The organism is Nocardia sp. NPDC050710 (assembly GCF_040654375.1).
Lineage (GTDB): Bacteria > Actinomycetota > Actinomycetes > Mycobacteriales > Mycobacteriaceae > Nocardia.
This window is the reverse complement of record NZ_JBFAHV010000011.1, coordinates 178,706-203,852: the sequence shown is the minus strand read 5'-3', so window position 1 is coordinate 203,852 and position 25,147 is coordinate 178,706. Positions and strand designations below refer to the sequence as shown.

At 66.7% G+C, this 25,147-nt stretch carries 19 protein-coding genes and 1 tRNA gene (1 of these 20 only partly in view); 11 read left to right on the top strand and 9 right to left on the bottom strand.

Translation table 11 applies throughout. The features are described from left to right. Nucleotides 1-44 precede the first annotated feature (44 nt). Entirely contained in the window at nt 45-857 is an 813-nt protein-coding gene (locus AB0H61_RS20840) for a peptidoglycan DD-metalloendopeptidase family protein (RefSeq protein ID WP_357306884.1), read from the bottom strand. A 241-nt stretch (nt 858-1,098) separates the two neighbouring features. Here AB0H61_RS20840 and AB0H61_RS20835 point away from each other — a divergent pair, with 241 nt between their 5' ends. Further along, a complete protein-coding gene (locus AB0H61_RS20835) occupies nt 1,099-2,163 on the top strand; it encodes a nitronate monooxygenase (protein ID WP_357306882.1) in 1,065 nt (354 codons plus the stop codon). Nucleotides 2,164-2,231: 68 nt separating this feature from the next. Then, nucleotides 2,232-2,624: an SCO5389 family protein gene (locus AB0H61_RS20830; protein WP_357306880.1), complete on the top strand. Its 393-nt coding sequence runs from the start codon at nt 2,232-2,234 to the stop codon at nt 2,622-2,624. Between the two features lie 89 nt (nt 2,625-2,713). On the opposite strand, the gene AB0H61_RS20825 is transcribed toward AB0H61_RS20830, so the two are convergent. The 3 genes from AB0H61_RS20825 to AB0H61_RS20815 all read right to left on the bottom strand — a co-directional run bounded on the left by AB0H61_RS20825 (nt 2,714) and on the right by AB0H61_RS20815 (nt 6,024). Beyond that, on the bottom strand, nt 2,714-4,366 hold the full coding sequence (locus AB0H61_RS20825; protein WP_357306878.1) for a long-chain fatty acid--CoA ligase: 1,653 nt from the start codon (nt 4,364-4,366) through the stop codon (nt 2,714-2,716). A 228-nt stretch (nt 4,367-4,594) separates the two neighbouring features. Beyond that, complete coding sequence (locus AB0H61_RS20820) at nt 4,595-5,632, bottom strand: cation diffusion facilitator family transporter (protein ID WP_357306876.1); 1,038 nt, start codon at nt 5,630-5,632, stop codon at nt 4,595-4,597. Then, entirely contained in the window at nt 5,629-6,024 is a 396-nt protein-coding gene (locus tag AB0H61_RS20815; protein ID WP_357306874.1) for a metalloregulator ArsR/SmtB family transcription factor, read from the bottom strand. The genes AB0H61_RS20820 and AB0H61_RS20815 overlap by 4 nt, the downstream gene beginning before the upstream one ends. A gap of 115 nt (nt 6,025-6,139) precedes the next feature. Between AB0H61_RS20815 and AB0H61_RS20810 the strand changes: the two genes are divergently transcribed. The 6 genes from AB0H61_RS20810 (at nt 6,140) to AB0H61_RS20785 (ending at nt 12,582) form a co-directional block, all read left to right on the top strand. Then, nucleotides 6,140-7,282 carry an acyl-CoA dehydrogenase family protein gene (locus AB0H61_RS20810; RefSeq protein WP_357306872.1) on the top strand — a complete coding sequence of 381 codons (1,143 nt, stop codon included), beginning with the start codon at nt 6,140-6,142 and terminating at the stop codon, nt 7,280-7,282. Between the two features lie 145 nt (nt 7,283-7,427). Beyond that, complete coding sequence (locus AB0H61_RS20805) at nt 7,428-8,267, top strand: alpha/beta hydrolase (protein ID WP_357306914.1); 840 nt, start codon at nt 7,428-7,430, stop codon at nt 8,265-8,267. Nucleotides 8,268-8,612: 345 nt separating this feature from the next. Continuing rightward, nucleotides 8,613-9,779 carry a class I SAM-dependent methyltransferase gene (locus tag AB0H61_RS20800; protein ID WP_357306870.1) on the top strand — a complete coding sequence of 389 codons (1,167 nt, stop codon included), beginning with the start codon at nt 8,613-8,615 and terminating at the stop codon, nt 9,777-9,779. A 72-nt stretch (nt 9,780-9,851) separates the two neighbouring features. Further along, a complete protein-coding gene (locus AB0H61_RS20795) occupies nt 9,852-11,333 on the top strand; it encodes an NAD(P)/FAD-dependent oxidoreductase (protein ID WP_357306868.1) in 1,482 nt (493 codons plus the stop codon). Between the two features lie 240 nt (nt 11,334-11,573). After that, complete coding sequence (locus AB0H61_RS20790) at nt 11,574-12,362, top strand: DUF1542 domain-containing protein (protein ID WP_357306866.1); 789 nt, start codon at nt 11,574-11,576, stop codon at nt 12,360-12,362. Between the two features lie 147 nt (nt 12,363-12,509). Then, nucleotides 12,510-12,582, top strand: a tRNA-Arg gene (locus AB0H61_RS20785). A 266-nt stretch (nt 12,583-12,848) separates the two neighbouring features. On the opposite strand, the gene AB0H61_RS20780 is transcribed toward AB0H61_RS20785, so the two are convergent. The 5 genes from AB0H61_RS20780 to AB0H61_RS20760 all read right to left on the bottom strand — a co-directional run bounded on the left by AB0H61_RS20780 (nt 12,849) and on the right by AB0H61_RS20760 (nt 15,983). Next, nucleotides 12,849-13,478 carry a SitI3 family protein gene (locus AB0H61_RS20780; protein ID WP_357306912.1) on the bottom strand — a complete coding sequence of 210 codons (630 nt, stop codon included), beginning with the start codon at nt 13,476-13,478 and terminating at the stop codon, nt 12,849-12,851. Nucleotides 13,479-13,568: 90 nt separating this feature from the next. Then, nucleotides 13,569-13,946, bottom strand: coding sequence for a HEAT repeat domain-containing protein (locus AB0H61_RS20775; protein WP_357306910.1), 378 nt, complete (start codon nt 13,944-13,946; stop codon nt 13,569-13,571). 44 nt (nt 13,947-13,990) lie between these two features. Continuing rightward, entirely contained in the window at nt 13,991-15,337 is a 1,347-nt protein-coding gene (locus AB0H61_RS20770; protein WP_357306864.1) for a polymorphic toxin type 24 domain-containing protein, read from the bottom strand. Nucleotides 15,338-15,342: 5 nt separating this feature from the next. Further along, complete coding sequence (locus tag AB0H61_RS20765) at nt 15,343-15,645, bottom strand: WXG100 family type VII secretion target (protein ID WP_357306862.1); 303 nt, start codon at nt 15,643-15,645, stop codon at nt 15,343-15,345. Beyond that, the gene (locus tag AB0H61_RS20760; protein ID WP_357306860.1) at nt 15,645-15,983 is read right to left on the bottom strand and encodes a WXG100 family type VII secretion target; all 339 of its coding nucleotides are present in this window, start codon (nt 15,981-15,983) and stop codon (nt 15,645-15,647) included. The genes AB0H61_RS20765 and AB0H61_RS20760 overlap by 1 nt, the downstream gene beginning before the upstream one ends. A 933-nt stretch (nt 15,984-16,916) precedes the next feature. On the opposite strand from AB0H61_RS20760, the gene AB0H61_RS20755 reads away from it, so the two are divergent. The 3 genes from AB0H61_RS20755 to AB0H61_RS20745 form a co-directional block, all read left to right on the top strand. Then, nucleotides 16,917-18,596, top strand: a complete 1,680-nt coding sequence (locus tag AB0H61_RS20755) for a WXG100 family type VII secretion target (RefSeq protein WP_357306858.1) — start codon at nt 16,917-16,919, stop codon at nt 18,594-18,596. A 38-nt stretch (nt 18,597-18,634) separates the two neighbouring features. Further along, a complete protein-coding gene (locus AB0H61_RS20750; RefSeq protein WP_357306856.1) occupies nt 18,635-19,078 on the top strand; it encodes a YbaB/EbfC family nucleoid-associated protein in 444 nt (147 codons plus the stop codon). A gap of 147 nt (nt 19,079-19,225) precedes the next feature. Then, a protein-coding gene (locus AB0H61_RS20745) for a LuxR C-terminal-related transcriptional regulator (RefSeq protein ID WP_357306854.1) crosses the window boundary here: on the top strand, nt 19,226-25,147 show its start. It continues 24,243 nt past the right edge of the window; the window shows 5,922 of its 30,165 coding nt (coding positions 1-5,922); its start codon is at nt 19,226-19,228; its stop codon lies beyond the right edge, outside the window.

Genomic DNA, 25,147 nt, shown 5'->3' with positions numbered 1-25,147 from the left:
TGGGGCGGGTGTGACGAGCGGAATCTCGAGCCGGGCAGGAACATTCAGTGCTGGGACGGGCCCCAGTGCATCGGGACGCCCTTGGACGCGAGATACGGCATCGGGTCGATCTTGCTGCCGCCCTGATCCCAGATCTCCAGGTGCAGGTGCGGGCCGGTCGACTGGCCGCGGTTGCCCACGGTCGCGATGACATCGCCCGCGCGCACCTTCTGGCCCGCCTGGACCAGCATGTCGTTGACGTGGCCGTAGACCGCGGTGGTGCCGTCTTCCTGCAGCACACGCACCCACAGGCCGAAGCCGGAGGCGGGGCCCGCTTCGATCACGGTGCCGTTGCTGACCGAGTGAATCGGGGCGCCGAGGCTATCGGCGAAGTCGATACCGTAGTGGAATTCGCCCCAGCGGCTGCCGTATCCGGAGCTGATGGCGCCAGCGACCGGACGCACCGCGGGCGCCGGAGCGACCTGCTGCTGCACGCCCTTGAGGATGTCCTCGACCTGGGCCAGCGGGCCCGCGATCTCCGGCGGCAGGTTGTTGAAGCCGAACGGAGCGGCGACCGGCGCGGCGACCTGGGTCGCGACGGGCTCGGGGGCGGCCTGGGCGACCGGCGACGCGAACTTCGCCTGGGTGGTCGAGAAGGCGGTGCCCTTGAAGGTAATGGGCTCGGCGGCCTGGTTCGATTCCTCGGCATCGTGATCGACCAGCGGGGCCGCGATGGCCGGGGCGACCTGGGTGACGGTGCCGATGAGGGCGCCCGCCGCGACCGCGACGCCTGCCGCCATCTTCACCCGCTCGGCCGAGGTCGACTCGGCGCGATGCCGCGTCGGCCGACCCGATACGCCATCGCCGATAAGATCCATGACGGTAATGGAACTGGGGCCTACCCGGTGCTGCGACAAAGCTTCGTCCTAGCGTCCGACCTACAGTGGTCAACGAAGGCCTCCAGCGTTACCCCGATCGGGTAGCCCCGAAACTTTGTAACGTTTCGGCATCCGTTGTGATGGGAACTCTACCCCGTCGTGACCATTTCGCAACCTTCGATGCCGAAATTCCCGGCGCGGCCCAGGTCACAGGCCCTTTCGTCATGGTTACAAGTCCCGGATGGACGAGACTTTCCTCGTGATCATCGATGAATTGCGCGTCCCGATCGTCCTCGCACCGATGGCGGGCGGACCCTCCACACCCGAACTGACCGCCGCCGTGGCCGAGGCGGGCGGGCTCGGCGTGCTGGCGGCCGGCTACCTCAGCGCGGCCGATACCGCGGCCCGGATCGAGGCGACCCGGGCGCTGACCGACGCTCCGCTCGGGGTGAACCTCTTCGTTCCCGGACCGCCGACGCCGCCCGAGGACTTCGCCGACTACCTGGCCGAGCTGGGCCGGGATCACGAGGTCGGCACGCCGAAATACGACACCGACGATTGGGACGCCAAGCTCGATTCGCTGGTGGCGTCCCCCGTCGCGGTGGTGACCTGCACCTTCGGCTGCCCGTCCGCGGCCGAGGTGGACCGGCTGCATGCGGTCGGCTCGGAGGTGTGGGTGACCGTGACCTCGGTCGCCGAGGCCCGGATCGCCATTGCCGCGGGCGCCGACGTGCTGGTCGCACAGGGCGCGGAGGCGGGCGGGCACCGGGCCACCTTCGTGGATCGGGTCGCCGACGACCAGACCGATCCGCTCGGCCTGCTCGCCCTGCTGCAACTGCTGACCGCCGCCGTCGATCGGCCGATCGTCGCCACCGGCGGCATCGGCACCGGCGCGGGTATCGCGGCCGCGCTCGCCGCGGGCGCCGCCGCGGTCCAATTGGGCACCGTCTTCCTGCGCTGCCCGGAGGCGGGCACCAATCCCGTCCACCGCGGCGCACTCGCCAGCGCGACTCCGACGATGCTCACCCGCGCCTTCACCGGGCGCCGGGCCCGCGGGCTGCGCAACGAATTCATGACCGAACACACCGCGAACGCACCCGCCGCCTACCCCGAAATCCATTACGCCACCGCACCGTTGCGCGCCGCCGCGCGGGCGGCGGGCAACCCCGACGAGGTCAACCTGTGGGCGGGCCAAACCCAACTCCTGACCCCGGAGCTACCAGCGGGCGAACTGGTAAGGACCCTGGCCGCCGAGACGAAAACCGCACTGAACGCGGCACTTTCACGGCGAATCCTGGTTTGTTGACAACCACTTTTCGATTAAAATTCAGGGGCATCGCACCGCCATCCACCCCGCCCACAGAGGAGAGCTCCATGTCCCTCGATGTTCCCGCCGCACTGCTCGAACGCGCCGAACGCGGCGAGGTCGACGACGCCGACTTCGTCGAATGCGTACGGACGTCACTGCCCTACGCCTGGGAGGTTGTGAGCCGGGTGGCCGGCGAACTGCAATCCGGCACAGCCGAATTCGCCGACAATGTGGTACCCCCGCCGGATGAGGTGGCCCGCGGCCAACTGTTGCGCGCCATGGCCTCCGACGCGATCCGCGGCGGCCTCGAACGGCACTTCGGCGTGAAGCTGGCCTTCCAGAACTGCCACCGGGTGGCGGCCTTCCCGCTCTCCGCGGTGGGCGGCGACACCTACAGCACATTCATCGGCACCCGCGCCCAGCTCCTGAACCAGAGCCCGGAACTGCGTAACTGCTGAATCCGGACCGGATTCCGGCCCGCACATACAGCTCGGCGGACGTGGATTGCGGTGGGTCACCGGCAATCCACGTCCGCCGAGGGGGCGGATCAGCCCAGGGTGATGATGGTCAGTTCACCGTCGGCGTACTGGGCGCGCAGCCGCTTCTTGTCGAATTTGCCGACGCTGGTCTTCGGGACCTCGTCGATGAACGTCCACCGTTCCGGCAGTTGCCATTTGGCGAACTTGTCGGCAAGGAAGTCGCGCAGTTCGGCGGCCTGCTTCTCGGTGTCGGACGCGTCGACGCCCTCCCGCAGCACGATCGCGGCCAGCGGGCGCTCATCCCACTTCTCATCCGGCACGCCGATGACCACGGCCTCGGCGACGGACGGATGACCGACGACCGAATTCTCCAGATCCACCGACGAAATCCATTCGCCGCCGGACTTGATCACGTCCTTGGACCGGTCCACCAGGGTCAGATAGCCGTTCGGGCTGATCTTGCCGACGTCACCGGTGCGCAGCCAGCCGTCATCGAACTTCTCCGGATCGACCGCCGCGCCGTCCGGCGAGTAGTAGGAACCGGTGATCCACGGACCGCGAACCTCCAACTCTCCCAGCGACTCTCCGTCATTGGGCATGACGGTGCCGTCGTCGCCGACCAAGCGCGCCTGCACGGTGGCCGGGAAGCGGCCCTGGGTGTAGCGGTAGGCCCACTCGTCCTCACCGGTCACACCGGACGGCGGATGCGCCACACTGCCCAGCGGCGAGGTCTCGGTCATACCCCAGGCGTGCAGGATCCGCACACCGTGCTTGTCCTGGAAGGCCCGCATCATCGACGGCGGCACCGCCGAACCGCCGACCACCACGGTGCGCAGGTGGCTGATGTCCTGCGGCTTGGCTTCCAGCCCGGCGAGTACGCCGCCCCAGATGGTCGGCACCGCGGCGGCGAAGGTCGGCTGCTCCGATGCCATCATCTCCAGCAGTGGACCCGGTTGCAGGAAGCGGTCCGGCATCAGCACATTCGCGCCCGCCATCAGGGCCGCGTACGGCAGACCCCAGGCATTGGCATGGAACAGCGGCACGATGGAGAGCACATAGTCGGCCTCGGAGAAGCCCATGCTGTTCGGCGAGATGACCTGCATGGCATGCAGCCAGTTGGAGCGGTGCGAATACACCACGCCCTTCGGGTCACCGGTGGTGCCGGAGGTGTAACACATTGCCGCGGGAGCACGTTCGTCGATCACCGGGAAGTCGTAGGTATCCGGCTGGGCGGCAAGGAGTTCGGTGTAGGAGTGGACCTGCACGCCCTCGGGGGCCTGCAATGCGGCGGCGTCACCGTTGGCCACGATGACGTGGCGCACCGTCTTCAGGTTCGGCAGCAGCTGGGAGAACAGCGGCAGCAGCGTGCCGTCCACGATGACGACCTGGTCCTCGGCGTGATTGGCGACGTAGACCACCTGCTCCGGGAACAGCCGGATATTGAGCGCGTGCAGCACCGCGCCCATCGCGGGCACCGCGATATAGGCCACCATGTGCTCGTTGTTGTTCCACATGAAGGTGCCGACCCGGTCGCCGACCTCGATGCCGAGCCCGCGCAGCGCATTCGCCAAACGGGCCGATTCCGCGCCCAATTCGCGGTAGGTCATGGTGCGCACGCCGGTTCCGGTCCATGTGGACACCGTGCTGTCACCCTGGAACGTCGAAGCGTATTTCAGCAGCGTCGCCAGCGATAACGGCTCGTCCTGCATGGTGCTCAACATGGGAACTCCTTTATCCTCTGTGGCCGCATGAGCCACGTCACATCGGGGATGCTACCGAAGCGTAGCCAGCCGACGAGAGGCTCGATCGGAATTCTCGCCACGGCACAAATCCGCGGGCGGGTGCCCTCAGTTTTCGCAGGTCAGCGGCGGCGAACCCGCCGCATCCACCAATTCCGTTCCGCCACCGGATATTCCGCACTCCGACAGCGACCAGGCGATATCGGTCGGTCAACCGGCATGCGCGGGGTAGGCGTGCACCAGCGCGGTGTCCAATTTCGGGACCGCGTGGATGAGGGTGTGCTCGGCCCCGTGGGCGAGGGCATGCGCGGCGGCCAGAGTTGTGGTCGGCGCCACATCCAGTTCGACATCGGCGTGCAGCCGGTGACCGATCCAGCGCATCCGCAGACTGCGCACACCGAGGACGCCCGGTTCGGCGACCAACGCCCGCTCCGCGGCGGTGACCAGGGTGGGCTCCACACCATCCATCAGGCGGCGGAAGACATCCCGCGCGGCGGACCACAGCACCGCGAGGATGGCGATGGTGATCACCAGGCCCACCACCGGGTCTGCGACCGGGAATCCGAGCGCCACGCCCCCGGCGCCGAGGAGTACCGCGAGCGATGTGAAGCCGTCGGTTCTGGCGTGCAGACCGTCGGCGACCAGCGCGGCCGATCCGATGCGCCGCCCCACCCGGATCCGATACAGCGCGACGGTCTCGTTCCCGAGGAACCCGATCAGCGCGGCGGCGGCGACCCAGCCCAGATGCTGGATCGGCACCGGGTCGATGAGCCTGCGCACCGCCTCGTAGCCCGCGATCAGCGCCGAGAGCGCGATCATGGCGACCACAAACAGCCCGGCCAGATCCTCGGCGCGGCCGAAACCGTAGGTGTAGCGGCGGGTCGCGGCCCGGCGCCCCAGTGCGAACGCGATCCACAACGGGACCGCGGTCAGCGCGTCGGAGAAGTTGTGAATCGTATCCGCGGCCAGCGCGATGGATCCGGATACCGCGACGACCACCACTTGCAGCAGTGCGGTGAGAGCGAGCACCACCAAGCTGATCTTCACCGCGCGGATCCCGATCGCACTGGACTCCAACGCATTGTCGACGCTGTCGACGGCATCGTGGCTGTGCGGGAGGAAGATCTCGCGAAGGATGCCGCGCAGTCCACCGGGGTGGTCATGGTCGTGATTGTGATCATGCGCGTGGGTGTGCTGACCATCGGCGTGCGAATGACGCTGCCCGGCATGCGGTTCCGGGCGACTCATTCCGGCACCGCCCGGTGCTGACTCGGCAGGTGGCGGACGTCGCCGTCCCCGCGGTGGTGCGGCGGTACCCCCGGGCCCGCGTGTTCGGCATTGTGCACCGCGTCCACCACGAGTTGGCGGACGTGCTCATTCTCCAGGCTGTAGTAGATCGTCGTGCCCGCGCGGCGGGTGCGCACCAACCGTGCCATTCGCAGCTTGGCCAGATGTTGTGAGACCGACGGTCCGGGCTTACCCACCTGCGTGGCCAGGTCGTTCACCGACAGCTCACGATCGACCAGCGCCCAGAGCACCTGGACCCGGGTCGAGTCGGCCAGCATTCGGAAGACCTCGACGATCAAGCCGACCTGATCCTCTTGCAGCAGAGTCGGCGTTTCCCCTCTATCTGCATTCATACGCAGATATTAGAACACCGGAGCGCCCTGGCGTAACCCCAAGAAACGGTCAGTTAAGACCGATTAACTGGGGTCGCTCTGTCACGGGACCCGGGCAACCGGGTAGAACAGGGACATGCCAGTTGATCGGATGCTGCCAACGCCGGAGGCCCGGGATCTCATCGAGCTGACCCGCGATATCGCCGATAAGGTGCTCGAGCCGCGGGTGGTCGAGTGCGAGAAGACCGGAACCTTCCCGGACGGGGTGTTCCCGGCGCTCGGCGCCGCCGGTCTGCTGAGCCTGCCGTACCCCGAGGAGTTCGGCGGCGGCGCCCAGCCCTACGAGGTGTACCTACAGGTGCTCGAGGAATTGGCCGCCCGCTGGGCCGCCGTCGCGGTCGCGGTCAGCGTGCACAGTCTCTCCTGCCACCCGCTGTACACCTTCGGCACCGCCGAACAGCGGGGACGCTGGCTGGCCGACATGCTGTCGGGTGAAACCATCGGCGCCTACAGCCTTTCCGAGCCGCACGCCGGATCCGACGCCGCGGCACTGCGCTGCCGAGCCGCGAAGGTCGACGGCGGATACCGGGTCACCGGAGCCAAGGCGTGGATCACCAATGGCGGCCGCGCCGATTTCTACACGCTGTTCGCCCGTACCGGCGAGGGTCCCCGCGGCATCTCCTGCTTCCTGGTGCCCAAGGACACCGAGGGCCTGAGCTTCGGCAAACCCGAGGAGAAGATGGGCCTGCGCGGCATTCCCACCACCACCGCCGCCTATGACGACGCCTTCCTCCCCGAGGAACGCTTGATCGGCGCGGAGGGGCAGGGACTGTCGATCGCCTTCAGCGCCCTGGACTCCGGCCGCCTCGGCATCGCCGCGGTCGCGACGGGCCTCGCCCAGCGCGCCCTCGACGACGCCGTCGCCTACGCCAAGGAACGAGAGGCCTTCGGCCGCCACATCATCGATCACCAGGGCCTGGGCTTCGTGCTCGCCGATATGGCCGCCGCGGTGGACTCGGCCCGCGCCACCTACCTGGACGCCGCCCGCCGCCGGGACGCCGGCTTGTCCTACTCCCGCCAGGCCAGCGTCGCCAAACTCATCGCCACCGACGCCGCCATGAAGGTCACCACCGACGCGGTGCAGGTCTTCGGCGGCTACGGTTACACCCAGGACTTTCCGGTCGAGCGCTATATGCGCGAGGCCAAGGTCATGCAGATCTTCGAAGGCACCAACCAGATCCAGCGTCTCGTTATCGCCCGTGGCCTGGCGGCCGACTGAGCCGAACGAGCGGGCGGCTGCCGCATCCTGAATCAGCGTTCTCCGGTCGGCAACACCGATGACTTTCGGGTGAATCTGTCGTCGATACCTCTGAGGTATACCGACAGACAGGAGTCCAGGCATGACGAGACCGTTTCGATTGGGCATGGCCTCGGTGCGAGCGAACGGTGTGGATCTCGGCATCGAGAGCTTCGGCCGCGAGGACGATCCGCTGGTCCTGCTGGTCGGCGGCACAACGATGTTGTCCTGGCCCGACGCGCTGTGTGGACGGCTCGCGTCGGGCGGGCGGCGCGTGGTCCGCTACGACCTGCGTGACTCCGGCGCGTCGACGACCCTCGACCCGGAGAATCCGGCCTACGACCTGCGGGATCTCGTCGCCGACGCGGCCGCGTTGGTCGAGGTGCTCGGTGCCGGGACCGCCCATCTCGGTGGAGTCGGCGTCGGTGGGATGGTCGCTCAGGTCGCCGCGCTGGACCACCCGGACGTGTTCTCCGCACTGACCCTCGTCGGCACCCGGCCGGTGGCGCCGGGCCCGGTCGACGAGGACCTGCCGGACCACAACCTCGCGGTCATGGGCGCGCTGTTCTCCCGCCCACGGCCGGACTGGACCGACCGGGACGCTGTCGCGGCATTCGCCGCCTCGGGAGCCGAGCCGATGGGCAACGATCCGCAACAGGCGCGGGCGACGGCGGCCCGAATCTGGGACCGGACACCGTCGAGCGATCCCGCGGTGCACCAGGCGAACCAGCTCGGGATGGTGTTCTCCCGGATCGACTGCGCCCCGCGCTGGCGGGGCCGGCTCGGTGAGCTCGACGTGCCCACGCTCGTGGTGCACGGTCGCGCCGATCCGTTCTTCCCGGTCGGCAACGGCGAGGTCCTCGCCGCCGAAATCCCTGGGGCGCGACTGCTCGTCCTCGACGACATGGGTACCGCTCTGCGCCACGCCGCGGCCGACCAGGTCGCTGCCGCCATGCTCGCTCTGTAACCGCCCTGCACGACACCGCAAGGCCGCGGTCGCGCAGGCCGTCGCGGTACTGAAGACCGCGCTGCACGGCTGAGCCGAAACCGTTTACACCGAAACCCGGCGGCACCGGATTCCCGGCCGGGGCCATGGGTGGTGGGCCGGAGCAGTATGGCAGGCTGGAATTCTCGACTGCGAAAGGTTGGGCGTGATGCTCGGCATGGTTCTCTACGACGGACCCTCGCGCGCTTCGACGCGGGATCGGTAGCCGTACCCCACATCTGAGCCGGTGCATCGCACCGGTTGTTCCGGCGATTCCAGTCGGAGTGCTCTTCGTGCCCTGCACATCTCGTTTCGCGAGGAGTACCCATGTCCACCATCTCTTGGACCGAAGAAGCTGTCATTCGTTCGGCCCGTTGGCATTCCGAGAACTCGACCACACCACCTCGGCGGCTGATCATCGCCGACGACCGCATGCGGGCCGACACCGCCTATCGACTGGCCCGCGAGGGCACCGCGCTGCTCTGGCGCGGCGATTTCCACAACGCACGGGCCCTGCTGCAAGCAATCGGCCGTCGCGTCGATCGCGCGACTCGGCGGGCCGTCTCCGATCCCGGCGAGGCCTTCGGTCGCCATCGCCGGGCGCGGCGGCATCGCGCCATGGTGCTCGGCAAGCTGGTTGTTCAACTGGAGGCGGACCATTCGCTCGCACTGCGCCGAGCGCCCGACGTGCGCAAGGAGTGCGCACAGGCCTACGGCGACCCGCACGAGCCCCGAATCGTCTCGCTCACTGAGCTTTTGGGTGTGATCGGGGCATATCGATGGCGTGTCGAAGGAGTCGAAGTCCCCGCACTCGGCGCGCGCATCCATCCGCACTACGGCGTCTTCTCCCCGGTGCGCGGTGAATACGTCGAACTGGTCGCGCACGCGCCGCTGCCCACCCCGGCGGCGCGCACCGCCTTCGATCTCGGCACCGGAACCGGTGTACTGGCCGCCGTTCTGGCCAAGCGCGGGTTCGCCCATATCGTGGCCACCGATAACAGTCCACGCGCATTGGCCTGCGCGCGCGACAATGTGGACCGACTGAATCTCGCGGAGCAGATCGACATTGTCGGCCCGGCACTGTTCCCGGCCGGGCGCGCCGATCTCGTCGTCTGTAATCCGCCGTGGATTCCGGCGATTCCCACCTCGGCCGTGGAAAACGGTGTGTACGACCGGGACAGCCGGATGCTCCGCGAATTCCTCACCGGCCTGCCCGCGAGTCTCGAACCGGGCGGGGAAGGTTGGCTCATCCTCTCCGATCTCGCCGAGCACCTCGGCCTGCGGTCGCGCGCGGAGTTGCTGGATCTCATCGATGCGGCCGGATTACACGTCCTCGACAAAATCGACACCACGCCACGACATCCGAAGGCAGTCGCGGGCACCGACATCCTGCACGCGGCCCGTGCCCGCGAGGTCACGTCGCTGTGGCGGCTGCGCCCGTCTCCCGGCGACGCCACCATTGCCACCCGTCCGAACGGGCGGACCGGCCCGTAGCCTGGCCGAAAATGTGGATTTAATGTCCGGGTATCTCTCGGCGATGTAGGTCCGGACATTTAATCTCGAACCATGACAAGGCCGTCAATCATCATTATCGGCGCCGGATTCGCCGGGCTGGGCATGGCGCTGGAGCTGCGGCGCGCCGGGCTGGACAACTTCACCATTCTGGAGAAGGCCGCCGACCTCGGTGGGGTCTGGCGGGAGAACACCTACCCGGGCGCCGCATGCGACGTGCCGTCACCGCTGTACTCGTGGTCCTACGAGCCGAAATCCGATTGGCCGCGGCGATTTTCGGAGCAGGCGGATATCCACGCGTATATGCGTGAGGTCGCCGAGAAGCACGAGTTACCGCACCACATCCGGTTCGGCACCGAGGTGACCGATGCCGAATTCGACGAGCAGACCGGCCGATGGAATATCACCACCGCGGACGGCGCGACGCTGACCGCCGACATCCTCATCCCCGCCGTCGGTCAGCTCTCCCGTCCCGCCATGCCGAACCTGCCCGGCATCGACACCTTCGAGGGCGCGGCTTTCCACTCCGCCGAATGGGACCACGGCGTCGACCTGACCGGTAAGCGGGTGGCCTGCATCGGCACCGGAGCCAGTGCCATCCAATACATTCCGCGAATCCAGCCGAAGGTCGCGCACCTGACGCTGTTCCAGCGCTCGGCGGCGTGGGTGCTGCCGAAATTCGACACCGAATACAGCGCGGCGCACAAAGCGCTGTTCAAATACTTCCCACCGGCGCGGCTGGCCGAACGACTCGCGATCTGGTCGTTCTTCGAGGTGCTCGCGCTGGCGTTGACCGATATTCCGTCCATGAAAACACCGGTGATCGCGATCGCCGACCGGCACCGCGCCACCCAGGTCCCGGACGACGAACTACGGGCGAAGCTGATCCCGGACTACGCGGCGGGATGTAAGCGCGGCCTGTTCTCCAATGAGTACTTCCCGGCGCTGGCCCAGCCGAATGTGACCGTCGAGACCACCGCGATCGAGGCGATCACGCCGACCGGCATCCGCACCGCCGACGGCGTGGAGCATCCGGTCGATGTGATCATCTACGGCACCGGTTTCAAGGGCACCGAATTCCTCGCGCCGATGAATATCTACGGCACCGGCGGACGCAAGCTCGCCGACGTCTGGGGCGATGAGGGCGCCCGCGCCTACCTCGGACTCTCGGTGCCCGGCTTCCCGAATCTGTTCATGATGTACGGACCGAATACCAATGTCGGTTCCGGTTCCATCATCTACATGCTCGAATCCCAGGCCCGCTATATCCGCCAGATGGTGCAGTACTTGGCCGAGCGACCCGGCCGCTTCCTCGCGGCCCGCGAAGGCACCGAGCAGAACTGGGACGACTGGCTCCAGCGCAGGCTGAAGGACACCCCATGGAACTTCTGCTCCAGCTGGTACCGCAACGCCGCGGGACGCATCACCAACAATTGGCCCGGCGCCACTGTGCTCTACCGGTGGAAGACAAAGACTTTCGACCCCACGGATTACGAAGAGGCGCAGGCAGCCCGCTCGCTCGGCATGATGCGCTAGCCACGGCGCTCCCCCGAGCCAGCCACGGCGCTCACGCCGAGTTGGCCACAGCGCGCACCCGAGTTGGCGACAGCGCGCACTCGAGTTGGCCACATCGTTCACGCGACCCGGTAGCCGGTAGCCGCGGAACTGCCGGGCGTACGCCAGGACTACCGGGCGCACACGCGACTCAGCCGGATCTCAGCAAGCGACCAGTAAACTCGATACTGTCCGGATCCGCCGACGGAAGGCGTGCGAACCATGGGGTGGCTGCTCCTGCTTCTCGCGGCCTTGGTGGTGGCCGCCCTCGTCGTGATGCTCGCTCTACAGTCCAAACAGCGCGCGGCGACAGAACTCGCGGACGCGCTGGCCGACGCCCGCCAGGTGAACGAACGGCTCGGCGGCCAGGTCTACCACCTGATCGGCGGCAATGATCCGGCGAAGCAGGCGCTGGCCGACGCCTCGGAACGACACCTGGCCGCCGGATCCCAGCTCGATCAGGCCCGCACCCCCGCCCAGGCCCGCCTGGCCAAGCAGACCGCCCTCGAAGGGCTGTACTACATCCGGGCCGCCCGCTCGGCCATGGACATGGACCCCGGTCCCGCGATACCGGAGCTCGAAGGACAGGCCGCAGCGGGCCGGGTCAGCGAAGACCGGGTCATCCGATACGAGGGCCGAGAGCTCTCCGCCTCACCGAATCCCTCTGCGGCAACACCGAATTACTACCCCGGCGGCCGCGTCGCGGGCCGCCCGGTCCCCGCCGGTTGGTACTCCGAACCCTGGTGGCAACCCGCATTGATCGCTGGCGCTTGGGGTCTGGGCTCGGCACTACTGTTCACCTCACTCTTCTCCGGAATGTCCGGAGTGGGTTACGACGCACAAGCCTTCGAAAGCGGTTACGGCGAGGGTAATCAGGACGGACTCACCGCCGGAGACGACCAGGGCTACGACGCGGGCGGCGATCAAGGCGGCACCGACCCCTGGGGTGGAGACGGCGGCGGCGATTGGGGCGGCGGCTTCGACGGCGGCGGGGGCTTCGACGGCTTCTGACCACCCCCCAGCCCCCCTCCTCCGACCCTTCCCCTCCCCTTGCTCACACAGGTCACCCCCCTGAAACAGCACCTTTCCCACCCTCGACCGGCACGATGCGGCCCCCAACCCCTCGACCCGGTAGACTGCGGGCGTCCCACAAGACCAGCCTTCGTAGCTCAGGGGATAGAGCACCGCTCTCCTAAAGCGGGTGTCGCAGGTTCGAATCCTGCCGAGGGCACAAACCTGCGAGAGCGTTTCCGCAGGTGGAGGGCTAGTTTTAGCGTCGCAGGTTCGATCCCTTATGGGAACCGTGACTTTGTTCAGCGGTGGCGCCCGACACCCCGAACGAGCCATCAAACTGGTCCTGGACAGCTGAACCACGACTTCGCCTCACCGCTGCCGTTGACCGTGGTCAACGGGCGCTTCTATTTTCCGAATTCGGAAACGAAGTCATTGCGAGATCAACCCGAATTTTGGGCGTTAACAAACCCCAAGTACATCCTTTCATAGAGTGTATGACATCTCGTCGTAAGGTTGGTGAATCATTGAAATGCGTTCAGGCGTCCACATAAAGGACGCTGAATTTATTTCAAGTCTACCGGAACGTCGAATTGCCCAGACATCGCCGGATTCCAAGAAATAGATAATCGTATCGTCGGGTACGGCTGCGAATAATCTCGTTGCGATGAATAACATGTCGGCGACTTGACCATCCAGGCTTTCTGCTTTATTCAATCGAAAAAAGATCGACACTGTCGGCCGAAACCCAAATTCTTCCTCTATAGGGTCACCCCATGCTGGAGACCGGGTAGCGCTCACACGAATATATAATCCACGCCGAACCGCAACACCATCGATGAGGCTTTTCGTACTCACGCCATCGGAAATTGTTCCCGAGACAGAGATCGAGTCGACCAATGTGGCAATTTCGGACACACTTCGGTCTGTTGCGATCGCTATCATGTAGTCCAGCGCCATTTTAGTCCCCATATGCGGTATCCAGGGAAAGATCGGCACTACATTACCAGACTTATCGATAACCAGAACTTCCTGTAGCCCTTGGACTGGCCATTGCTTCAGCTGATTCGCCACTTCTTCCGGACTCGCACTACTATCAGCGAGGTCAAGGACGATACTTCGTTCACAACCTTGCTCGCCGCAACCGCGCCCAACCGGGTGGCGGTTACCGCATCCATCTTCCTGTTCCTGGTCGTGGCATCAGAGCTATCCATTGTGCGAAGGTAATATTCTTTCTAACTGTTTCAAGCCCTCGCGGGCGAACGGCGACGAGTTCACCTCTAGCGCGTTCCTGGCCAACTGCAATATGGGCAGTTGCTCGAATATCTGGAGCTCTCTCAGCCGGTATGCGATGTAGTCGGAATCGCCATCTTCGGCCCGGCGTCCGAGGGTCTCCAATATTGCCAATATTCCGTCAATCCCGCCAAATCTAGCCAAGACCTCGGCAGCTTCTTGCTCGACGGCCGTGTCCGGGTCATCGAGCATTGTGATAAGCGCCCCGAAGGCGTCGGACGCAGGCAACAGTTTCCCGAGAGCGATGCAGGAATCTTTACGCTTCTCCCAATCCAAGGAAAGCGCATGCAGAAAGGGGGAATTATCGCCAGTTTCGCCGATGTTAATCAGTGCTCCTATGGTATTTCGTCGGGTCTTGCGGGTCGTACATCCTTCCGTTCTCGCACGTAAACTTTACCATTTGGCGCAACATCGTGTTCCATCTCTACTACGTGTGGAGTTGGGACGCCGGCATGGGCTCGCCCGGTAAGGTCGACACGCTTTATGCCTCGGCCATCCTGGTCAAACTGCACATAGTTGGTAATTGTCCCATTGGAGTCACGCTTGACAATATAGCCGTTTGGTGGCCCGTTATCGATGGTGATATTACCTTTGGTGATCGACGGAGAACTATCCAGGGCCGCCTTTAGTGCTGCACTCGAAGAAGGGCCCATGCTATTGCCACCCGTAGGGTCGAGTACGATTGTCAGCCCTGCAATTGTTGCCAATCCACCTATCGTCAGCACGGCTGTGGTGAAGGTGAATCCGCTGAGCGCGGTAAGGAATGTGTTGGCAGGCCCAGCTAAAGCTCCAGCAGCCTGGTCCAGGAAGTCGATCTCTTCTTGGCGATCGCTGGGTGTCTTTTTCTCATTCGGTGTCTTTTGCTTCGTTGGTGGCTCTTTGACCTGCACCATCGAATGCCCGATCTGAATGGCGGTGACGACCACCACCATGGTGAACTGGGTGTTCATGTCCGAGCGCATTGTCGTCAAAGCGACCTTGTGAGTGTCGACTGCGGCTGCGATGTCTTGGGCTGCGGTGAAGATGTCGCGGAGGCCGTGGGCGAGTGTACGAAGGTTGGCTACGTGGTTCGGGATGTCTTTCGGTGCGTTGGAACCGTAGCCACGTTCAAGCCCGGAGGCGACCGTCAGTAGTCGTGATGTGCCGTAGTAGACAGGGTCCGACTGGGCGAAGGTCTTCCATGCGGTTGCGGCGCGCGCCAGCTTGTCGGTGTCCCCGTCGGGGACTTCGCCGCCAGAGACAAGCGCGGTAACCTTGTCCTGCAGTTCGGTCCAGTCCGTCTCGAGTCCGCGACTGTAAGCCCCCGACGACGCGACACCAGTAACTATGCCCGCGCCGTAGGGTAGTTCCGAGGGGAAACCGCTGGGCAACGATGGTGGGGCACCCTTGTTGGGGTCGCTGTTGGCCTTGTACTCTCCACACTTCCAGTTGTAGCCAGACGCGGTCAATACGTCGCCGAAGTGCTGCAATGCCTGCGCGAAGCTGGTCGCCACCAGCGTCACTGCGGCGGCGCGGTCGTCGTAGGCTTTCGACCACGTCTTGACCGCCTGGTAGCCACCGGCCATCGCGCTGGTTTCCAAAAGGACGCTCTGCAGCGCGTTGTAGACGGTTTGGAATTTCTCCGAGAGGTCATAGCATTCTTTGGCCGCGCTCTCATAGGACTGCGGGGAGATCGAGCCCACTGAGTTCAGCCGCCGCTCATTCTCAAATTGATTTCCTCTGCCGCACTGTAGGCGTCGCGGGCGGTGATGGCGGCAGTGTACATCTCAGTGATTCCTTCAACCACTGCGGCAGCGCCGATTGCCCATTCTCGGTAGGCTTCCTCCTGGGCGGTGGCAGCGGCTCCCTGCCAGTTTTGTTGGATGGTGGCGATTCGGTGGTTGAGTCCGTCGAGACTTTCGGTGAGGAACCCGATGAATCCATTGACGCGGGTCACGAGCTGGTCCAACTCATCGATATCGAACGTGAAGTCCCGGAAGTCGTCGACCATTACAGGTTCAGTTTCGGCAGGTCCAGCGACGACAAGTTCGTGGCATTGGATATATCTTGGTCAGCAATGGTCTTGCTCGCCACGCCGAGAAGTTCGCCCATGGCCGCGAGTGCGTCCAACACCGTGGCGGCACCATCCTTGGCGCCTGTCCAGCCGTCACCGAATGCGTCTGCGGCCGCACCTTTCCAATTATCAAGGACACTCGTGACCTCGCGGTCGAGCGAATTGAGTCCGTTGATCAGTGAGGCGGCGACTTGCTCGACGTAGACGCCCGCGTCGGTCACCTCGGCTGGGACAATCGCGAAATCTGTTCCCGGCGTATCCTGTTCGGTTGACACCCGTGCCCCCTCCTCACGACAACATCGCAAAGCCTAGCCACAACGGAGCCGGGGAGGCAACGGCGTCGATCTCACGGCTCCTACAGCACGCCACGGGAAGGGCGATCCAACTAGCGGTCGGGCGCAGCGCACCGACGTGTGCGGCCGACATTGTTTGGGCCACCGAGCCGATACGCCGTCAAACCTGGAGTCGTCGCCGAGGACCCGAGCTGAAGACCGCATCGGCGCTCAGCCCAAGGCGAAATCTTCCTCGACTACAAGTCGACCAGAGCAAATTTCCAGGTCACCTGCGTTCCCATCTTCGACACGCCCCGCCGAGGGCACAAACCTGTGACACGTTTCCGCAGGTCAGCGGGTTTCCCTGATCCAGTGCATCGCTTCCGGATCGCCAACAGAACCGAAATGTGCTCGTCAAACGGTTGCCCTGGTGCGAGCCCTCGGAAACACAGAAATGGGCAACCGGGCCGGCAACTCGCCGGGATTCAGGACCGCCCGACTTCGGAGCAATCCGCCTGCCATTTCGACAGCGCGGCAAGCGCGCTCGCCTGCCCGGCAGCGATGCGCTCTCCTGCCGCACCACCGACGTACCGAACCTCGAAAGACGCCATCAGCCCGTCACCTCTGTAGACAGGTATCGCGACCTGACTGCCGTCCGAACCGGCTGATGCCTCGTCGTCACCTCCACACCGGTCGCCCATTGAGGCTCGACTCACCGGCACGTCTATTTCATGCCATGCAGTCGGCGCATGTTCCCGGCGCGCCGACGCCGTCACGCGCCCAGCATCCAGCACATTCCCACTGAAGAGAAGGCGTGATAGGCGCGGTGAGGACGCTCCGGAGCACAATTATCTCCCCGGTTCCACCGGTGAGGTGCCCGGGACGGGCATCGGCACGGGCATATCCGCAACGAGTGCCACGACAGCGGGAGAGCGTGTGGGCCAGTCGTTATACGTCGATCCGGACGAAATGCGCAGAACCGCTGCCGAACTCCGCGCGCTCGCCGAGGAGACGGCCCGGGTGGTGGCGGAGCTGAAGGCCGACCTCGCCCGCGAGGGCGAGTGCTGGGGTGACGACAAACCCGGCAAGACCTTCGCCGAATCATATGTGCCAGGCGCGAAGCAGGGCATGACGGGATTCGAGAACCTTGTCCAGAACGTCGAGGCCATGAGTTCCAATCTCCGCAGCACGGTCGAGAGTTTCGAGAATCAGGATCGCGACGCGGGCAACTCCATCCGGGATTCGGATTCGGATACCGGGAGTACCAGGGTTCCCGGAACGACGTATCCGTCGTGGAACGACCAGTCGAACAGCGGCGGCGATCAGGACCGGCAAGCGCCCGGTACGGGGCAGGCACCGAACGACGCCGCGCAATCGGGCTCCGGCTCACCGGCCGCGGGCAATAACGGCACGAACGCTCAGCAGCCCGCGGGACAGCGTCACGCGGACTCGTCCGCCGGATCCAATTCTCCCGGTAGCGATTCCGGACCCGGCGGCCACCAACAGCAAGCACCCTCCCAGCCCACGACTCCCGGCCCGAACCCCTCGGCCCCGGCCGCGTCGGCACCGTCGCCCGCAGCCTCCGCATCACCGTCCCCGGGTTCCGGTCGCGGAGCGGGCACTCCCACCACGAGCACGCCGAACGCCCAGCCGCCAGGCGGCCGGAACGCGTCCGCCCCCGCAGCATCCCGGAATCCGGGCGCCCCGTGGTCGAAACTCGGGACCGGAACATCCCCGGAGCAACAATCACCGCCGCCGGGCGGCCGGAACGCGTCCGCCCCCCGGAATCCCGGCGCCCCCTGGTCGAAACCCGGGACCGGAACATCTCCGGAGCAACAACCACCGCCGCGGGTCGCACCGCCTCGACGTCCCGCCGCACCGAAACCTGCCCCCGAACCCGAGCAGCGCAAGAATCCGGCACCGAAAGTGCAGCCGAAACCGGTCACCGGCGACGAGGCGATGCGGATCATCACCGCCATGGCGGTCCGGCACAACCTGCATATCACCGGATTCGAGGCCTCGGGGATCTCCGCGCAGACCGCCCAGGAGATCTCGGACGCCGTCGACTCCGTGCTCACCAAGTATCCGATCGCTCTGCGGGGCATCGAGATCGCGGAAAGCGGCGGCGACCTGTCGAGCGTCGAGAACCGGGCGGAGCCGACGGCGCCGGAGCCGGAGCCGGAGCCGGAGCCGTGGATCGTCCTGGACCGTCGTGCGGTCGACGATCCCGGCGCGCTGTCGGGGCGCGACCAGCCCCGGGCCCGCCCGGTCGGGAACGCGCACCGCCCGATGCGCACCAGGATCCTGCGCGAGTTCGGCCACGTGGCCGATCTCGTCGGCGGATTCCGGGCGCGGCAGACGGTCCAGCGCGCGCTGATCACCGAATACCTGCGGGTCACCGGCGCCGAGGGCCGGACCCTGGCACACGTGGTCGACGGTTATCGGCGCTGGCGCGACCAGCTCGGCGAGAACTGTTTTCGCGATGGCGTACTGGATCCCGGCCGGGCATTGGCCGAGGGATTCGCCACGGTCGAACAGGGCGGCGTCCAGGCACCCGGTCCGGCCAAGGTGCTGCACCGCCTGCTGCTGGTCATGGCGCGGCTGGACATGCAATAGGGCGAACTGGATGGCGTGGAATCCGGAAAGGATGAGGTATGGATCGATGGAAACGCGAGGGCCTGCGTTCGGCCAACAATGGATTGCGCAATCAGGTGGAGCGGCTGGTCGACTCGTACGAGGAGCAGCAGTCCCGGCTCAGCGAGATCTATCGGCAGCTGGAAACCCTTCGCCTGCAAGCAGGTTCGTCCGATGGATCGGTAGGGGCGACCGTCGACGCGAATGGCGTTCTCGCGGATCTGTCGCTGACCGCCGCGGCGCTGCGCAGGCCACCGGATGAACTCGCCCGCTTGATCGTCCAAGTGGCGCAGGAAGCCGCCCGCCGTGCCCGCGAGCACAGCGAGTCCGCCGCGGCGCCGGTAGCCGCCTCCCTCGACGGCGAACCCGACCTCTCCGACATCCTGGGCGAAGGGCCCACGCTCCGCGACATCCGCGAATTCTTCCGGGGCACCCACACGTCGGCGGACCCCCCGGCACCGTGATCGGAGTGCCGCACCACGAACCCATCGCTATTCCCACAAATGGGAAAAGGGACGCCGGACAGGAGAATTCCCTTGTGCTGGTTCGGTTGACGGTTGCGGGGTTACGAGTGCCCCTGCCTGCCGTCGAATAACGAGACCACCCCGGCTATGCCGCTATACCTTCCGTCGTGGTTGCCCGAAGAGGTCGTCGCGTGTGTGGCCGGCCATTTCCCGGTCGGCGACGAAGACGCGATGCGCCGGGTCGGCGACTACTGGTCGGACAAGGCCGAATGGTGCCGTGAACAGGCGAAGATCTACGACGCCGAGGCCGCGCAGCGACACCAGATCATCCAGGGGCGTATCGGTGACGCGGTCGAGGAGCGGTACCAGAACCTCGCGCGGAATTACCGCAGCCAGGCCGACCACAGCGACACCCTGGCCGAGCAGCAGTACGAGGGAGCCAACGGCCTCGAGCTACAGAAGTGGACCGTCATCGGGTTCGCGGTGATCCTGGCCTGGACGCTGGCGCACGCCGCGATCACCTTCGCCGTCGGTGGTGCGCTGGAGGCCTATGTAGTCAAGATGCGGACCGACACCGCGCTGCGGATCGCCTGGTCGAAGATGTTGCAGTACCTCTCGGGCCAGGGCGCGAGGCTCGCGGCTGAACGCGGCGCGATCAGACTGGCCGGCAAGATGATGGTGATCGGTGCCCTGCAGGGCGGTGGCATCAACGCCGCGGTTCAGCTGAAGCAGGTTGCCGACGACCACCGCGACGAGGTGGACTGGAAGGCGGCGGGTATCGCCGGGACCGCCGGTGGTCTCGGTGGCGGCGCCGGCATGCTCTTCGGCCGGTGGTTCGGAAGCCGCTTGGTCATACCGATGACCACCGCCCTGGCCGAAAAGGCCGGTCGTACCGGTGTGCGGGTGCTGATTCAGGTCGGCGGCACCGCCGTGGTGGGCGCCGGCGGTGGCATCGTTGGTGGCCTGGTGGGTGCCGGTGCGGCGCTCGGGTTGTCCGGTGAGGATCTCACTCTCGAGAATTTCGCCGAGGGGCTGCTGCCCGCGATCACGGGTGGATTCCTCGGCGCTGCCGCGCACGGCGCCGCGGGCATACGCGCCGCCGCGCGTCCTGCCGCGGCCACGACCCCGCCGGTGGCGCGGTCGGCGGATGCCTCTGAAGGCAGCGGGCTCGCCGACGCGCTGGCCGCGCGCGGTCTGGTCACGGCCGATTTCGATCCGAACAATCCGCCGCCGAGCCATGCGCGGATGCAGCTCGAAGAACTCATGGCGCTGGTGGACCCGAACGCCACCGGGAACCGGGTCGCGCCGCCGCGCCCCGCCGTCAACAACATGGACTGGAATCCCTCCGGACTGCGGAATGCCTTGCTCGACAACGTCAATCCGGTCAAGAAAGTCGATTTCCGAAGCGGCGCCTCGGCCGCGCCGAAAGCGGCGGAACCACAGCCGACTCCACTGCGAGATGCCCTCGCCGCACATCTCGACTCGAAGAACGGAAGCGCCCCGAAACCGGCGGACGGCGCGGCAGCACCCGGAACAGTCACTGCGCCAGAGCATCCCGCGGACGGTGCGGCTGTCACGGCGCGCCCCCATCCGGGCGACCGCCGCCCATCGGTCTCCGGACAGCCGCATCCCGCGGCCACCACCGGACCGGGCACACCGCACCCGTCGGACGGCGAGATGGGCGGCGCGCGGCCGACAACGGCAGGCGACGGCACCCACACCGGCCCCCGAACCGTCACGGCTGCACCGCATCCCGCCCCCTCGGAAACCGCATCCGGTGCCGGACAGACACGCGGCCCCGGCGACACGAGCGGCGGTACCGCGGTCGCACCGAAGACCGATGACGGCACCGCGCATACCGCCGGAACCAAGAGCGGCGGCGACCACGAATCCGCTCCCAGCGCGGCGCGCGGGCGCGACAGCGGCACGGGAGCGAAAGACTCGGCGCCCGAGACACCTCTCGTAGTCGACTCCGAGCACGCCCCGGCCGCGCAGCCCGACGGTCCGGCCGCGAAGGCGTCCGACCGGAAGCCGGCGCCCACCATGACGGCGGTGGCCGATGCCGAGGTGCCCGTGGTACAGCCCGGGGAACACGGCCGCAACACCGGCGGCGACCGGCCCGCCGCGGCCGTCCGCGAGCGACCGGCCGGGAAGGCGGCGACCGGCGAAGCGCGTCCCGCCGCCGGATCCGAACCGGGCACCGCCGTGCGCCCGGCCGCGGGAGACGGCCGCCCGCCACGCGTCGCGGCTCCGGAATCCGCTGCGGGAGAACGCCCTCCGGCGGTCGACGTGAACGGGTCGGCACGCGGCCGCGGCAAGGACGGCGCTCCCCCGCCCGCGCCTGAGCCCGAACACGGCCGCGCGACCGACAAGGGCTCAGGGCAGCAAGCCAAGGGGCATCCCGAGACCACCGGTACGCGGGATAAGCCCGAGCCGAAGCACGAACGCGCCGACGACGGCGCCGGGAAACAGGCCGACAACGAACCCGGGCCCGCCAGAACCCGCGACGAATCGGAGGCGGAACCCACGCCGGTGGACGACGGCGCCCGGAAACAGGCCGAGGACGATGCCGCCGATACGCAGGGCGAACCCGATCCGCAGCACGGGCGCGCGGACGACGACGGAAGCCAGCAGGGCGAAGGGCATCCCGATTCCGGCGACGGTGCCGCCAAAGCCCTCGCGGAGGCGTATCGGGCCGAGGCCGACGACATCCTCACCGAGTATGGCTCCAGGGACTGGACCACCGTCTCGGACCAGGACCTGCAGACGATGCTGTTCCACGGCAACGATCGCGAGGCCGCCCTGGCGGTGATCGAGATCATCAATCGCGGGGAAGGCAAGGTCCTGCGCTGGAACCAGGTGATGGGAATGCTGGCCGTGCGCGACGGTCATGTGGGAAGGATGCAGGCGGGCGAGGGCAAGACACTGGTATTCCAGGCCGCCTCGGCCTTGCGGGCCGTCCAGGGCAAGCCGGTGCGGGTGCTCACCACACTCGACACCCTCGCCCTCGAGGCCTACAACATCGGCCAGAAGTTGTTCGGGAAGTATGGATTCGATATCCGCCTCATGAACCCGGACCAGCCTTACGCGCCGGTGGCCGAGGACAAGGCCACGATCTCCTTCGGCACTCTGAACGCGGACGGCTTCGGGGAACTCCGCGGCAATATCGCGCCCGGCAGAATCAAATGCGTCGACGAAGTCGATGCGGCCGTGAAGGGTTCGGTGTTCATTCTCTCCGAGGGCGCCGGCAACTCGGCCAGTCCTGAAGTAGCCGCGCGGGTCACCGATGCCCACACCTTCCTCCAGGACGCCGTGCAGGCAGGGCTGCTGAGCAAGGCCGATTTCGTTCGCGCCGCCGGGGCGAGCGAAGACCACACCACCTTGACCGGAAGCGACCGCGCGAACGTCGAACACATCCTCGGTCGCGACCTCACCGGAAAGCTCGAGAACATCATCGGTCGCATCCCGACCGAGGCCGAAGCGCACCGGCTTGCCATGGCCGCCACCGCCGAGTGGCGCTACACCGAGAACGACCACTACGTGGTCTGGCATCACCGCGAACTCGGGCCGGAATTCCTTACCGACAGTGACGGAAACGTCCTGATCGTCGACGGCAAGAAGGTGCTGAACCCGGAATCCCACAAGATCTACATCATCGATCAGACCACTCACAAGGTGATGTTCGATGCGGAGACCTCGACCGAGAGCCGCTGGAACGGTGGGCTGGCCCAAGCCGTCGAAGCAAAGCACGGCATCCAGATCCGGGACGATCCCGCCAGCTCCAAATCCGTCACCGTACGGGAACTGTTCTCCTCGGAGCGGTGCGACGAGTTCAGCGGCCTGTCGGCCACCACCGACAACGCCGAGCCCGAACTGCGGCAGATCGGGATGGACACCACGGACAGCGGTGGCAAGCCCGCGCGGGAGATCATCGACATCCCCCGCTTCAAACCGTCGCAGTTGGAGGGCGCGGACCCCTCGAACGACGTCGTCGTAGGCGCCCAGGGGGACAAGATCAAGTCGATGGCCGACAGCATCGCTGACCGGCAACCCGACGGGCGGCCGCAGCTGGCGATCTGCAACCGCAACAGCGAGGTTGCCGCGCTGTCGAAGGAGTTGGACGCGCGGGGTGTCGAACACGTGGCCATCGATGCGAAATGGTTTCTCGAACACGGTGTCACCGCCGAAGCCGATCTGCTGGCGATCTTCAAGAAGGCGGGCGAGGAGGGCCACGTGCTGGTCATCAATCGGCAGGGTGGTCGCGGCGTCGACATTCCCATCACCCCCGAGATCGACAAGCGCGGCGGGCTGCACGTGCTGCTGTCCAGCCGGTCGGCCGAACACCGCGATATCGACATCCAGGCCGAGAACCGGACCGCGCGCAGCGGCGGCCAAGGCAGCGTCCAGTACTTCACCGCCCTGGACGATCCCCTCTACAGCGGCAGCCCCCAGGCTCAGATCTCCGTCATCCGGTACACCATGGCCGCGGCCCACCACGAATCCGCGGTCACCCAGCATCAGGCCGCGGTCGCCGAGCATCGCGCCGCACCCACCGCGGAGTCCCAGGCGAAACTCGAGGCCGCCAAGAACAATCTCGAATCCAGCCGGAACAACCTCGCCGTGGCGGAGAAGGACATCCGCGGACTGGTGTCCAAGCTCCAGCCCTCCGGCGTCGTCCACCCCACCACCGATCCCGCTTCGGCCCACCAGCCCAACGCGCCACCTGCCTCCGGCCACGCCCGCGCCGCACCGGCCTCGGGACAACCACAGCACCAGCCGCCGCAGCAACCATCACAGGTGCCCGGCCACACCGCACCCGCAACCGGCGCACCGGTTGCGGCTGCCGCACCTGGCACCCTCGCTGCGGCAGGCGCACCCGCTGCTGCTGCCGCGATGCCGGGTGCGCCGGACACCGACGGTGGCGTTTCACCGAATGCGAAAACGGCGGACGGGCAACCTGATTCCGCGGTGCCCGCCACCGGCGCGGCGAACACGCCCGGTGCTCGGAACACTCCCGGGGCGTCCGCGGCCGCGACCGCGCCGAACGACGACTCGTCGGGTCCGAACACCACGGGCGATCGGACCGATTCCAGGACAGCCGCCGCATATGCGGCCAATGCGCCGGGCAGCCAGCACGGTCCAGGTGCTACCGCAGCAGACACGGCGAGAACGCCCGGCACTCAGCACGCCCCCGGCACAGCGGCTACAGCTACCGACCATCACCAGGCCCAGGGGGCAGCTGCCGCAGCGAAAACACCTGCTGCCCACGGCGACACCGAGGACACCCCGGCGACCGGCAACCAGCACGACTCCGCAACGGCCGCGAACCCGCTCGGGCGGGCGGGGGCTCCCGCGCCTGTGGCAGGGACGGCGCACGACGGACAGCAGGAAGATCCCGCGGCAGTTCCCGGTAATCGCACCGTGAATAGCGTCAACGCCTTTCAGAATGTTCTCGGGGTGCTACAGGCGTCCGGCGAGCAGGCGGGTGCTCCCTTCGCGCCGCTGGCCCATGCCGTCGACACGGCGGCCCACGCGCAGGCCGGGGTGCAACCCGCCGACCGCGGCAGCCTGTCCGAGGCCGCGCGAAATGTGCTGCACAACAGCCTGAATCGCCTCACCCCGGAGCAACGGCAGCTCGTCGCCGACGCGGCGGAGGCGGTGCGACAGGGCGACGATCTCACCCCCCTCCACACCGCGGCCATCGCCCTGCTGGGCGAGCAGGTGCGGGCGCTGACCGAGAGCGGGCCGCAACCCGCGCCGGACCTGTCGGCCGTCGAGGCGGAAATACTCACTCTGGTCGCGAACGACGTAGCGCTCGGGGGCATCTGCGCCACGATGGGCATGGCGCCGAACGTGGTCCGCGGCCACATATCCCGGGCGGGCATGAAGCTCGGCACCCGGGGCGACGTGGCGACGATGGCGTCGGCGCTGAGCCGCGGGCAACTCGCCATCGGAACACCCGACCACAGCCGCCCGCTGTCGAACGTCGGCTCCCACGGCACCCTCACCGCACGCGAGGTCGGGGTGCTGGAGCTGGCGACGCTGGGGCTGTCGACCGTGGCGATCGCC